This window comes from Caballeronia sp. HLA56 (assembly GCF_054655155.1).
This window is the reverse complement of the sequence record NZ_BAAHOB010000001.1, coordinates 41,501-55,470: the sequence shown is the minus strand read 5'-3', so window position 1 is coordinate 55,470 and position 13,970 is coordinate 41,501. Positions and strand designations below refer to the sequence as shown.

The window sequence follows — 13,970 nt, the reverse complement described above, 5'->3', positions numbered from 1 at the left end:
TGCCAGAGTCCGCGGCTTATCCACATCCGTGCAGCCCTTCGATCAATACGGGAACGATATTGCGTTGGGTATGGCGCCGACGATGCCATACATGGCTTTGCTCTCTCAGATGATGTTGTTCTTCGTTGCGTTCAATTCGCTGGTAGCGCTCCTGTGCCTACCGTGGCGAGCGCGCCATCGGTGACATAGGGCACGATGCCGTCGGCCGCGATGCGTGTGGACGTCGCGGCCTTGCAATCGGCGTCGGCGGGTGCGCAATAGTCGATCGAAAGGACCGGCAGATGGTATCGATCGCGGATGGTCGTGGCCTGCATCAGCAGCCAGTCGCGGTCGGCCTGCGGTACTTCCGTATAGCGTTGCTTGCCTGCATCCCAGCCGCGATACAGCGATTCGAACGCGACCATCCAGGCTGATTCATGCACTTGAGGCAGCACTTCAAAGCCGCGATTGAAGATCAGCTTCGCTTCCGGATAACGCGCCTTGATGGCGCGAATGACGCGCACGAGTCCCGCTTCCTGTGCCGCACGCGCGGCATCGGTCGTGGCGATCAGCTGATACGAATCGAGCGTATCGAGAAAGAAGCCGCGATAACCCTTCTTCCACAACGGTGCGATAACCTTGTTCACGACGAACGCCGGCCATTGCGCCGCCGTTTGATCCACCACATGCGACGCCCACGCCTGATTCACGCCAGGCATCCACGCAGACGGAATCGCCTTGAAGTAAGCGCGATGCGGATTCACTTCGCCGATGCTCACGTAAGCAAACCACGCCGTGTGCGTATCCGCATGAGCTTGCGGATCGAAATGTGCATCGGGCTCGACTACGACGACATCGAAACCGGTGAGTTCCTCGACAGGCGGATTTGCGCCGTAATACAGCGCGACCGATGGCGTTTGCGCGTGCGCGGCAGTCACCATCGCCCCGAAGGCGGCGATTCTCGCGAAATGCAGCAATGCGCGCAGGCCAGATCGCCGGACGAATTTGTTCATGTCGTTAAGCCACTCAGCCGCGCAGCATGTAAGTCTCGTATTCGAGAGACAGGAACTTGCGGTCGAGCACCTTCACGGCGGCCACCACGACGACGAGCAACGCCAGTGCGAACCCATAGCCGTAGAAATCCGGTCCGAGCCGCAACGTAATGCCCGTAAAAAGGCCATTCAACAGAACGAACGCGCCGGTGAGCTTCATGACGGTGCGTCGTCCATCGAGATAGAAGAACACGTTGAGCAGGCCGAGCAGCAGCACTTGCAGACTCGCGGACACGACATCGACGACCAAAAGCGGCATATACAAGGGCGAGATGCCGAGCAAGCCCAGCACGCGCTCACCGAACGCAACGATCAGCAGCAGCACCACCGTCTGCACCTTGATGATTTCATAGAGCCCGGCACGCACGCTGCCCACCATCATGTCGCGCATCTCGCTGATATGGCGCAGCGTCGCGCCGCTGCGCACGGCGTCGTAGAACGCGTCGTAGTATTCGACGAAGTCCGCTTCGATACGGACGAGGAACGTCGCCATGCCCGGCATCACGCATACGTAAGCGATAAAAATGGGGATGTCGTAGATCACCGATGCATTCAGCGGCCCAATGACTCGCGTACCCGTGCCCGGCGCATACCAGAACATGAACTTGTCGAGCCACACGCCGATATTGAACAGCAAGCCGACGAGCGCGAGACTAGGATAAGCATAACGTCCTTCGAACACTTCGAACGACACGAAGCGCTCGCTGCGATAGTTCCGGTAAATCAAGCCCGACAAACCCGCCAGCAAGACGATATGGCCGGCCACGAAGCCGCCCAGCAAACCGATAAGTCCATAGCCGTTCAGTGCGAGCGCAAGACAAACGACGCACGCATAACCCACGGCAAACACGTAAAGAATCTGCCGATACTGCTTCACGCTCGACAGAAAGATCACCGCGATCCAGATATTGCCGACCACGACGAAGCCGGTAATCATCAACAGGCGATAGACGATCGGCTCTTCACGAAAGCCCAGCAACATCGCAACGACCGCAGCCACGCTCGAAAGAGCCGAAGACACGAGCACGACGCCGTTGTAATTGGACAGCACGAGGTCATCGCGCTTCTCAAACAAGCGGTCGGAAATGAAGCGCGTGAACGAGAGTTGCAACGGTCCCGTCAATATCAGACTAAGCGCGATCAAATATGTCACCGACACCTGAAACTGTACGATCGCAAACTTCGGTATCACTGAAGCCAGGCTGATGAGCCCGATGATCAAAATGCCGAAGATCGACAGAATGAGCGGACCTGAACTGATCAACCCTGCATAGGCATACGCGCGCGCCACGCCCGCGAGCGTGTCGCGGCGCATGATCTTGCGCAATTCGAAACCAATGCCGGCCATCAGCGTGACTCCTGCGATGCAAGCGGCTCTTTCGCGGCGCCTGCCGGTTTGTGATGATGCATCGGGCATTGCGCGGCGCTTGCCGACATGCCGCTGCGCGCGCGATCCGGCAGTGCCGACAGACGGTCATACAGCGCGCGATAACGGTCGATCATCTGCTTCTTCGTGTAATAGCGGCGCACGCGTGCAAGACCGGCTTGTTGTGCGGCTTGCCAGCGCGTTTCATCCGCGAGCAAGGACAGCACGGCCTGCGCGAACGCGGCCGGGTCCGCAAGCTGCACGACGCCGCCCGCCGATCCGAGCGCGCGATCTTCCTCATCCACGCCTTCGATCAATTGGCGGCACGACCCGACATCCGTCGTGATGGCGGGCACGCCCGCTGCGAAACCTTCGAGCACCACGAGCGGCAGCGCTTCGCTGATCGAGGTCAGCGCGATGACATCGACTTGCGGAAGCATGTCGTCAATACGCTGAAAGCCGAGAAACTTGAGATTGCGGCTCAAGCCGAGACTCTCCACCAATGCGCGGCATTCGAGCGCATAGGCGGGATCTTCTTCTTCCGGTCCGATGATCCAGCCTTCCAGGTCCGGCATGCTGCGCGACGCGATGAAGATCGCGCGAATGAAAGTCTTGATGTCCTTGATCGGCACCACGCGTCCGATCAGCGCAACCACGCGATTCGAACGCGGCTTGCGTTGCGCGACGAGCGGCCCGAGCGCATCGACGTCGATGCCGTTGGGGATACACTGCGTGCGCTCGGCACGCGCACCGTCCATCACCTGACGCTGGCGATTCGCTTCGTAGAGCGCGACGATATCGTCGGCGGCGTCGTAGGCAAGCTTGCCGATCGCTTCGAAGAAACGCACCCACAGTTCGCGGAAGTAACTCACCCGCGAGATGTCGCGTTCGAACACACCGCGGTTGTCGCGAATCCACTGGCTTTGCAGCAAGTCGATCTTGCGTTCCTTCGTATAGATGCCATGCTCGGAGATCAGCAAGGGCCGTCCGGTACGGTAGTGCATCAACGCGCCGAGAAAGCCGCTATATCCCGTCGATACCGTGTGATAAACCTTGGCCGGCAACAACTGCTCCGCCACGCGCGCAAGCTGCCACAGCGGCTTGTGCATGATACGCACGGTCCAGAAGTAATCGGTGAAGGACGGGTCCGTGCAGAACTGCTCGTATTGATCGACGATGGTATGCCACGCCGCGCGGCTCGTGAGGAACTGCTCTTCGTTGAGCGCGCCGCTCGTGCCGATCATCGGGATCATGTCGGCGAGCAACGCGCCAGCATCGCGGCCGTTACGCGGGTCGCGCAAGGTGTCGTGCAACTGCTGCGAGCGCACGAACGCGGCGCTGTCGCCAGCGGCCGCGCGCGGCGTGAAATCCGCCGTGGTCGGCTCGTACAGGTAATGCGTTTCGATATGCACGACGTTGTCGGGCAATGCATAAGCGACGCCCGCATAGTCCGACTTCTGGCTGCCTATGAAGACGATCGCGAAGCGTGTGTCGGGGTAAGAGCGGATCATCTCGTTGACCCAGCTCGATACCCCGCCGCGCACGAACGGGAACGTGCCTTCGAGGAGAAGGCAGACATCGGCATTGGCGGCGCGGCGGATCGGGAGTTCTTTCATCATGACCAGTACTTCACAACCGGTTTGAGCGTGGGCAACGAAGCGGCATTGCCGAGCGTCGCCAGAAGGCTCGCCACGCGTGAATATTCGCCGCGCAGAAAGTCCGCTTCGGCAAGCCAGGGAACGAGACGTTCGCGCGGAAAGCCGAGCTCGAGCGCGCGGCCAATGTGTTCATGCGCTTCATCGGGCAAGCCGCTTGCAAGCGCCAGACGTCCGCGAATGAGCCACAGTGCGGCATCCGATGAATCGGTTTCAAGCGCGGCCTGCGCGTAGCGGTCGGCTTGCTGCAGCGTGTGCTTGTAGACCGCGCCTTGCACGAGATTCTGGTACACGAGCTCGAAGTAGAGTTCGGCAAGCAGACGATTCAGCGCGTGACGCTCGGCCGGCTTCCCGGTTGCTTCGAGCGTTTTGCTCGTTCTGAAGATTTTCTGCATGATCTCGTTCTCGGCATGGTCCAACGTGCCGTATGCAATCAGGCGAATATCTTCCAGGGGATCGGCGAGCAAGTCGCGCAGCAAGGTGCCGGTGGTGCGGGTCGGCATGCTCTGAATGGCAACCAGCGCGGACAGTCGATCCGTCGATGCCACCTGCGTGTTCGCAAGACGTGCCTGCAAGCGCGCGCCGCCGCCATGCTGAACGCGCGACACCAGATACGTGACGAATTTGGGACGCGCGACATCGTCGAGTTCGCCGCTTTCCTTGAGCGCGGGAAAGAGCGCTGCCCAGATGCAGCTCACGAGCACCACGACGCCACCCAAGAGCGGTACGAACGTGCACGCAAGCCACAACGAGAGCAACGACCACGCGAGCGGCTCGCGATAGTTTTGTGGCAACCAGGCGCGAAACGCAACGGCTTCCGCCAGACCCGCTGCGGCCTGCCAAGCCAGGAAGCGCATGAGCGGATCGAACGCGCCCGGCGCCTGCATCAGGCTCGCAATCGCAAGGTATTGCACGATTCCCGCGACGATAGCCGCGAGCGCGCCGATGAGGAGTGAGGACCCTTTAAACATCGAGGCCACTTCGCTTGAGAAGACGCTTGAGCGCCGCGCCCGGTTCCTCGCCTTCGAGATGCAGCGTATGCACGCCAACGCGCGCGCCTTCGAGGTCGGTATTGAACTGCGCTTTCAGACTTGCTTCGATACGCGCGAGATAGCCGTCGATGCCGGTCGTATCCGTTGCGGGCATGAGATTGAGCAGCACGGATTGCCGCGGCGTCTGCAGGGGCCACATGACGTCGAGCGAACGGCGGCGGCGTATGACGTGTTCGAAGAGTTCATCGCCTTCTTCATCGCGCGGAAACACGAGCGCGACCAGCGAGGAAGCCACGCCCGCTTTCTTCTGCAGACGCGTCAGACGGCCGAGATCGAGCGCGAATTCATGCGGACAATCGGGTACCTGATCGACAATGCGCTGCACGAAGGACGCGTGCGCCACGCCATCGGCGTAGTAACCCAACAGCACCAGCAGGAGTTGCAGATTGTCGAAGTTGAGCGACAGGAACGGCATGCGCTTGATGACGAGCAACGCACGCAATTCGCCATCGGCGGATACCAGCGGCGCGCAGACGAGATACTCGCTGACCGGCACGGTCGAATCGACGTTCTTCAGATGCGCGACGTTTTGCGTGGCGAGCGCATGCATGACGAGTTCATCGTCGAGCTTGAGCGTGAAGGCATCGCCGAGTTGGGCGATCGGCTCCATGCCCAGTTTGCCGCGATGCACCGGAAAAAGCGCGGCCACTTCAATTTGACATGCTTGCGCGATGAACTCGAGCAGGCCATCCGCGCCGCGCATCGATGAATCGTTCTTCGCCGTGTCGCCGGCGACGGAAAGCCGCCGCAACTCGGTGATCGAATCGCGCAACGTCGTCGGACGCGACAGCAGATCCTTCTCAAGCCGCTCATGCGAAAGACGCAGCAAGTAGTGACTGTTGGTCAACGCAACGAGGCGGTCGTTCAGATAATCGTTCAGCGACGATGCACGTTCCGCGCGGCTGCCCCACGTATCGCCGAAATGACCGGCAAGGATCGTCTGACAAAGACCGCCCGCGAAATACAACGCGGGAAACGTGCCGCCCGGCGGATAGAACAACTCCCACACACCGAACATGATGGAGCTGGACAGCAAGCCAAGCAGCGTACCGTAGCGCAACGCGACGAGCAGCGGCACCATCCATAGCCACGGAAAGCCGCCGCGCACGAGTAAGGGATCGTCATGCTGAAGCCAGCGCGCGACAGACAGCATGATGAGCATCAGCGCGACGCTTTCGACGATAGCGAAGGGCCGCGCCACCGCGGGCGCGAGAAAGCGGCGCACGCGGCCCAAATTGCCGAACGGATGCGCGTGGCGCTTGGCGGCGCCCGGGTTGGTTTCGACGGCTGCGGTATTCACGGCCATTTCCTTTTCTTGTCTCGTGCTTATTTCGTATCGGCCTGCATCCTGTATGTCGGCGGCAGGCGGGCAAGCTTGATCGGCGACTTACTGGCGCGCTTGCAACGGCGACAGCACATTGCCGATCAAAGTGGTCGCCACACTCGACAATGCCGAGCGGCTCCAGCCCGTACGCGTTCCCGTTGCGCTCCAGACGACCGAGCCGTTCGCGACATCGATCAGTTCGAAGGTCACGCCCACTACCGGTTCGCCATCTACGCCGGTCTTGTAGCGCCATTCCTCGACCGCGCCCGTCAGCACATAGCGCGCGTTTTGCGAGCGTGCCCATTCGAGCGATTTGTCGCCATCGCCGCGTTGCGCGTTATCGAAGAGCGCGTTGCGGTTGGTATCGGCGGGAGCGATACGTACATCACCGACACCGCCTGCGCGCAGCGTATTCGCCGCGATGGATTCGGCGCTCTTGCCCGCATCCGGCGTTTCCGTGTAGTTGGCGATGGACACGACAGCCACCTTGTCGCCATGCGTGAGCGTCGGGCCGGCCGTCTGACGCACCGTTCCGCATGCGCTCATTGCAAGCGCGAGCGCGGTTGCCGCCACACACCATGCGCCTGAACGCGCGAGTCGTTTGATACCGTGCATGTTGCTTCCCCTTCCGTGGATCCAGAATCGTTTCAATAAAACCAGCTATAGCGCGCACCGATTTGCGTGACCGGCGTACCGAGACGCGACACACGCTGATGCGAGAAATAAAGCGCCGCATGATCGCCGCCGAACACGGTGCCCGCGAGGCCAAGACTGATGGACGGTCCCCAGCCCTGATTCGAGTCGTGCAGCACGCCTGCATCGAAGAATGGCCGCCATGCGCGCGTGTATTGATCGAGCAGATCGTTGCCGAAACCGAAGAACAGGCCGTATTGCGAGTAGCTTTGCGGAATGAAGCTCGCCGCACTCACCGGACCGGCGGTCACCGGAATGAGGCGCGAGATCAGGCCATCGGCGGCGCCACTTGCGCCGTATCCGCCATGCGCGCCCATCAGGCGCAGCGTGTAGTCCGGATAATTCGTGCGAATGCGATAACCGAGCTCGCCCGTCGACAGCACGCCGCTACCGAGATAGTTACGCGCCTGGCTATAGAAGCGATCGGCTTCGACCGTGCCCGTGGCATAGAGGCTTTCCGTCGCGCGATACGTCACGGTGCCTGCGACGTTGTCCTTCACACCGCCCACTTGCAACACTTGCGACTCGCGTGCGGTCTGGTTGTAGCCCGCCTTCACGGCGAGCGACAAAGCGGAATTTCGGCCCCATTCGGCACCCGCCGATACGCTGTAAAAACTGTCGAGCGCTTCGCGGCGGCCCACGGTGACCATGAACGCCGTGTCGTAAGTCTGGCGGCGCGCGAAGACTTCCAAGGAGCGATCCACCGAAGGGACATCGGTGAGTTGCGATGAATCCGTCGAATGCTGGAAGCGTTGAACGCCCTTCACGCCGATCATGTATTTGTCCGCGATCTTGAGGCTGCCGCCAAGAGTCTGCTCGATGTAATCGAGCGGATGTTCGACATAACTCGTGACGCTTGCATCGAGCGATTGCGGCCACGTCAGTGAGGTCTGCACGAGGCGGCCATGAAGTTCATCGTCATAGGGCGCATCTTCGAGGCCTTGAAACGCGAGCTTTTGTGCATCGCCCGGACGATCCACCGCGATCGATGCATCGATACGGTCATAGATCGGCAGGCGCGCCTTCTGATCATCGAGAAGACGTTCCATCGCGGGCTTGTCGTTGTCGGCAAGCGCAATGGCGATCAACTGCTCCGAAGGCTGAACCAGCACGTCGGCGTATTGACGCGCGAGCCAGCGCTTCGCCAACGGATTCGCTTCGTGCGACATGGCCCAGGCAAGCGCGACATCGCGTGCAACGGACGAGGTCAGTTGTGTCTCTTTCGGAGATGCATTCGCGTTCGATGCCTCCAATTGCGCAGCGGGAAGACCGGCCGTATCGCCCAACAAGGTGCGGCGTGCGGCGGTGTCGTCGTTGCGCCCGGCATCGGTTGCGAGCAGGTCGATCAGCAATGCCTTCGATACATCCGCGTTCTCGAATATCGATGCCAGCGTCACGCGCCGGCCTTGCAGTTGTTCACGCACTTCACTGCCTTGCGACTGGTGCGTCTGCACGATGTTCTTTCCCACCGCCGTGTTCGCGCGAACGGCCGCTTCCTCGTCCTGCATCTGGCGCCAGACATTGCGGCGAATGGACCATGCGAGGTCGCTGCGTCCCGCCATCTCTTGCGCTTCGGCATAGCTCAACTGCCACAGCGGATCACGCGATGCGGACGCCGCTTGCAGACGCAAGTACTTGAGCGCGGCTTCAGGCTTGTTCAAGCGCATATAGGCAGCAGCGAGCGGGCCCCACAACGCGGGCTCTTGCGCAGGCGTATCGCGCCATGGCTTGAGCGCGTCGTGCAATTGCGCATCCGTGCCGTAGTCGACGAGCGTCCAGAGCAATGCCGCGCGCAAGTCGAGCGCGGCACCCGGCAGCGTGACGGCATGTTGAAGATCGGCGAGCGCATCGAGCGGACGGTTCGTCTGTCGATAGTATTCGGCGCGAATGCGCAGGAACGACGGCGACTCGGACGCAACGGCGAGTTGCTCCGGGCTCAGGCTTTTGAGCAATGCATCGGCGCGATCGTATTGCTCGGCATCGGTGTAATAGTGGACTGCGCTTTCCAGTGAGCGCGGCGAACGATCGCGGCGATACTGCAACTCCGAAGTGCGAGCGGCATCGACTGGATAAGCGTCGTAGAAGTACGTCATGGCGCTCAAGTCTTCGGACGTGGCCTCGCCGCTTGCAAGCAGATGCTTGTACGCGTCGTTGGCGATGTCATCGCGTTGCAGGAGACGCGCCAGTTGCGCCGCGTTGCGCCAAAACAGAATGTCATCGTTCCTGGCGCCTTGGCGTGCAGCGAGCAAGGCATCGAGCGCACCCTTGTAGTCGCCATGACGATACAAAAGGCTCGCGGTGCGCAATGCGTATTGCGTGTTCGCCGGATTGCGCTTGTTCAGCGCGCGATAAGCGGCGAGCGCTTCATCGTCGTGGCCCGAGCGTTCCGCGAGTTGGCCAAGCCGCAAAACGATGGCCTCGTTCGATATCGTGCGCTGACGGGTGCGCAGGAACGCCAGTGCATCGTCCGGACGGCCGAGACGTTCGTATGCCGCGACGACCGAGTCGAGCAGCTTGAGATCGGCGGGTGCGGCATTCGATGCCTGGATCAACGCGGCGAGATACGCGTTGTCGTCGTTGAGCATCGGAGCCAGACGCATGACGTTTTTCCAGCCTTCCGGGTCGTGCGTGGCTTGCGCGTAAGCGAGCCACATCTTGAGCGCGAGCGGCGACGCGTGATTCCATTCGGATACTTGAGCGAGCCGCTTCGTCCACACCGTCGAGCCGGGATTCTTCTCGACCTGTTCGCTCGCGACGCGCTGTGCGTTCTGCAAGTCGTTCGATTCGAGGAACGATTGGTACAGGAGACCCGGGACATCGTCCGTGGCGTTCGGAGCCGATGCAGGCGTGGCAACACGAACGACATGCACATCGTGACGGTGCGTATGCATCGGCTGCGAACCATCCATGTACGCATATTCTTTCTGTGATGCGCGCTCACGAAGATACGCGACCAGCCGTAGCGCGCCGTCTTCATCCGTTGGCTGCGCTTGCGCATAACCCGCGAGCGCCTTTGCATAACGATCCACGAGGTCCGGCCGATGCGCCGCGCGCGCCAGATTCAGCAGCACGACAAGCGTCGCGTGATCGTGCGCGAACGCTGCGCCATGTTCCTTCGCGGCGCCAAGCGCTTCATCGAGCAGATTGCCCGACTGTAGCGCGCGAATGCCGTTGATGAAGCAATCACGCTTCGTATCGAACGTGGGTGCCTTCGCTTGCAAACGGAACCAGCCTTCCGCCGCGCCGCGATAGTCGCCGCCATACATGGCAAAGCGCACCACTTCGCGATTCCAGCGCGTCTGTTGTGCCGGGTCCTGCACGGCAAGCCGCGCATAGAGCTGCCCCGCAAGCTGTTGCGCATTTGCGGATGCAGCCGCTTCGGCCAGCATTTGCAAGTCCGCAGTCGACCACGACAGCGCCGCCGCGTTGGTCAGTTGCGTGCGCAGGCGAACCAGCGCGGCCTCGCGGCCCGGATCGTTCGCGGGCAATGCGAAGGTCTCGCGCGTATCCACGGTCAGACGCAGCAACTGTGCGGCGCGATGAAGCTCGTCACCAGGCGCGGCGGCCATGCGGTCAGCAATGCGGCGCGCATCTTCATCGCGCCCGAGACGCACGTATTGCGTGCCGAGCACCGAGAGAATCTCCGTGTTGCCGGGCTGCACGCGCAGCCACGCTTCGAGATAAGCGATGCTGAGATCGCTCGGTGCATCGGTGGATGTCAAGCGGTTGCGCAATCCGCCACGCGGATGCATGAACCATAGCGTGATCAACACGACGCCCGCGAGCAACATCACGAGCCACGTTGACGCAATACGAGGGCGATTAACGAGCACAGGCGACCTCGACCGGCTTGTAGTTCAAGATAGATCCCACATCGGCCGACGTCTCGAAGCGCAGGAAATCGCCATCGCGTCGGGCAGCAACGCTTTGACCGTTGACGCGGACCTTGCACTGCTGCGCGTTCGCTACCTTGACGAACGGCTGATAGTGGCCGGCAAATTCGAACTGCATGCCTTGCGGCGTGCGGCGAAAGTTGCGCACGAAACCATTTGCCTCTTCGATATACGGCGCGGTCGTTGTACCGCCCATGGCAAAACGCGCACTGCCGTTATCGATATGGATGTAAGTACCGTCAGGCCCCGGCGCGAAACCCGTGACGCCCGAAGCATCATCGACCGATGGCTTTGTCGCTTGCGGCCAGTGCAATTCGCGCACTTCGCCATTGCCGCGCACGAGCCATTGACCGGACTTCGAATCGATGTCTTTTGCCACCGCGAAGGTATGCCAGTCGAGCACCTTGCGGATGTACTCGCTCACATAGACCGGCATCACCGGCTGCTTGAGTGTCGTCGAAAAGATCTGATCCAACGCGCGCAGCGACGCCACCTTGGTGCCGCTATACATGTGGTAATAGATGTCGATCGGCTTGAAGCGCTGCGGACGCTCGGTCATCGCGAACGTTTCCAGCACGCGCGTGAAGCCATAGAATGGACCTTGCCAGTCGTTGGTATAGACGTTCTCGTCTTGATTCGGCGCATAGACCTGATATGCGCCGGGTCCCTTGTCCACACCGACCGGCGCGATATTGGTCCAGCTATTGGCCGACTTCGTGATGACCGTATCGCCGCCATTGAAGTTGTAGACGCCCGCCTCGGCCACCTTGCGCACGACGAAGCCAGGCGGACGGCAGTCGCCGGACCATTGCAGGAGAACGGTCTTCTTGCCGGCAGGTGCAAGACGCGAGTTGATATAGTCGATCGAGCCCGTGATCTCACGATCGATATTGAAGCGATATCCCGGGATATTCAACGAGAACGCCGCGTCGCCACCGCCGCGATCCATCTGTGCGCCCTTGCTGTCGACCTGTTCCCACTGAAACGGATGCGAGTACGTATGCGTGCCGATCTCGACATGCGGCAGCGCGAACATCTTGCGCGCGATGGCTTCCAGACGGGGCGAGATATCCGGATGCAGACCGGCAGGACCGACTTCGCCTTCGATGACGGAGAGCGTCATCGGCACTTGATAGCGCGTGAATATCTGCTGATACAACGCTTCGCCCGAGTAGTCGGGACCGGGGAATTCCGCGCGTGAGGCGAAGCCATCGCCATCCACGTGCGACATGAAAAGGCGTCGGCCGTTTTCCGTCGTCACGCTCGGCGCGGGCATGTCTTGCAGATGCAGCGCCGCCTTCATGAAGGCCATCGGTTGAATGGCCCAGCGTTCCTGTTCGATGCTGTCCAACGATACGACTGTGTAAGGACTCAGCGCGTACCCGCCCCACGGCGTGAGCGCGACTTGGTCCACCTCCTCTCCGCTTGCCGAGACGCGCAGCAAAGCTTGACTGCGCGGACCCACGCGCACCCCTTGCAGATCGCGCGGTTCCGGTTTCGGGCTGATCTCGAAGCCGATCATCGGATCGCTCTTGACGACCGTGACGGGCGCCGCGAACGTTCCGCCGACCGGTTGCAGATCGAGCGCGGCGCCAGCGGAACCGGCTGAATCGAAACCGAACTGACCGAGAAACGCGACAGGAATGTGATCCGCCATGCGCGCGGCAACCCATCGTTGCCAGACTTGTGCATCGGGCACCGCGCCGCGCTGAATCCATGCGACCACGCCTGCGTAACGGTCGGGTGTGATGTTATCCGGCAAGCGCGACGAAAAGTCGGCGTACTCGACGTCGTAGCCCATGTAATTGAGCGGCGTGGCGAGGTCACGCACCCCCGCGCTTAAATCGAGCGGGTCCTTGGTATCGCGGTCCTGCACGACGAGAATCTTGCGCGGCAGCACTTCTATCTTGCCGATGCCGACCACATCGCGCGCCTTGCTCGTCACGTAAGGCAGCATGCCTGCGGACACGACGCGGCTCGCTGTATCGCGCGCGCACTGCCGGTCGTTGCGATTGCAATGCTCGATCGACACGACCGGCACGCCGCTCTGCTGCGTGAATTCGCGCGCCGCCGCCATGCGCCGTGCGCGCAACGCTTCAGGAACTTCCGTGAACTGACCACTTTCGTCTATACCGCGAATCAGCGAATCGCCGACAACCGCGTATAGCGCGCTTGCATAGGGCAACGCGCTTTGCGCAATGTTCTCGCCACCCGCGATGAGACGCGCGTCCGGATGCGCCGCATGAATTCGAAGGGCTGCGGCAAGAGCGATTGGCGTATCGAGGAAAAATCCGCGATAACCACGCTGCCACAGCGCTTCGATTTCAGCGCCATTGCCGCTTCGACTACGCGCGATCCATGTCGTATGCGCGAGCGGATGCATGGACGGATCGAAGCCCGCTACCGGGTCGATGACCACTGCGTCGAATGCCTGCAATTGATCGACAGGCGGATTCGCCGCGTAATAGAAAGCGATATTGGGTTGAGATGCAGCGGACTGTGAAGCGCGCGGCGCATTGGACTGCAGCGCCGCTGCTTGCGCATAAGCGATGAACGGATCAAGGCCCGCCGTGCTCAACAGAACGGCTGCCAATACGCGCATCACGAAACGTTCAGGCGCCCGTTCCGCACGCGCGCAAGAGAACATACCGGCGCGTGCCCGGGTCCACTTCTCCATCGGCAAGATCTTTTCCCCGTTTGATTTTTATACGAGTGCAGCGCGCTTTTCTCAAGGACATCGCCTTGAGGAAATCGTCACCGCAAGCTCATTCGGCTAGCCGCAATCGCGCTACGCAAAGCCCGCGTTGCGCGGGTCGCGAAGCAATATTTTTTTGCTTAAATGCCAAGGGCGCGCACGATAGCACATGACCTTTAGCCGCTCAAGACCGCTTATGCATCGAAAAAACCAGTGCACGTTGCTAGGCATTAACGACCATGTTCAATAGAACTTTAAGGC

At 61.0% G+C, this 13,970-nt stretch carries 7 protein-coding genes and 1 pseudogene; all 8 read right to left on the bottom strand.

Features of this window, described 5'->3' with window-relative positions; translation table 11 throughout:
* Window positions 1-143: 143 nt before the first annotated feature.
* Window positions 144-992, bottom strand: a pseudogene (locus ACYQ47_RS00250) (endo alpha-1,4 polygalactosaminidase); the annotation flags it as partial.
* A gap of 13 nt (window positions 993-1,005) precedes the next feature.
* On the bottom strand, window positions 1,006-2,379 hold the full coding sequence (pelG, locus tag ACYQ47_RS00245) for an exopolysaccharide Pel transporter PelG (RefSeq protein WP_459904161.1): 1,374 nt from the start codon (window positions 2,377-2,379) through the stop codon (window positions 1,006-1,008).
* Entirely contained in the window at window positions 2,379-4,016 is a 1,638-nt protein-coding gene (gene pelF, locus ACYQ47_RS00240) for a GT4 family glycosyltransferase PelF (RefSeq protein ID WP_459904160.1), read from the bottom strand. Before pelF ends, pelG begins: the two co-directional genes overlap by 1 nt.
* Window positions 4,013-5,023 (bottom strand): tetratricopeptide repeat protein, encoded by a 1,011-nt coding sequence (locus ACYQ47_RS00235; protein WP_459904159.1) that lies wholly within the window; start codon window positions 5,021-5,023, stop codon window positions 4,013-4,015. The genes pelF and ACYQ47_RS00235 overlap by 4 nt, the downstream gene beginning before the upstream one ends.
* On the bottom strand, window positions 5,016-6,404 hold the full coding sequence (locus ACYQ47_RS00230; RefSeq protein WP_459904158.1) for a PelD GGDEF domain-containing protein: 1,389 nt from the start codon (window positions 6,402-6,404) through the stop codon (window positions 5,016-5,018). Before ACYQ47_RS00230 ends, ACYQ47_RS00235 begins: the two co-directional genes overlap by 8 nt.
* Before the next feature lie 87 nt (window positions 6,405-6,491).
* Window positions 6,492-7,043 (bottom strand): penicillin-binding protein activator LpoB, encoded by a 552-nt coding sequence (locus tag ACYQ47_RS00225; RefSeq protein ID WP_250467609.1) that lies wholly within the window; start codon window positions 7,041-7,043, stop codon window positions 6,492-6,494.
* A gap of 32 nt (window positions 7,044-7,075) precedes the next feature.
* Window positions 7,076-10,954 carry a tetratricopeptide repeat protein gene (locus ACYQ47_RS00220; protein ID WP_459904157.1) on the bottom strand — a complete coding sequence of 1,293 codons (3,879 nt, stop codon included), beginning with the start codon at window positions 10,952-10,954 and terminating at the stop codon, window positions 7,076-7,078.
* Window positions 10,944-13,691 (bottom strand): sugar ABC transporter, encoded by a 2,748-nt coding sequence (locus ACYQ47_RS00215; protein ID WP_459904156.1) that lies wholly within the window; start codon window positions 13,689-13,691, stop codon window positions 10,944-10,946. Before ACYQ47_RS00215 ends, ACYQ47_RS00220 begins: the two co-directional genes overlap by 11 nt.
* Window positions 13,692-13,970 lie beyond the last annotated feature (279 nt).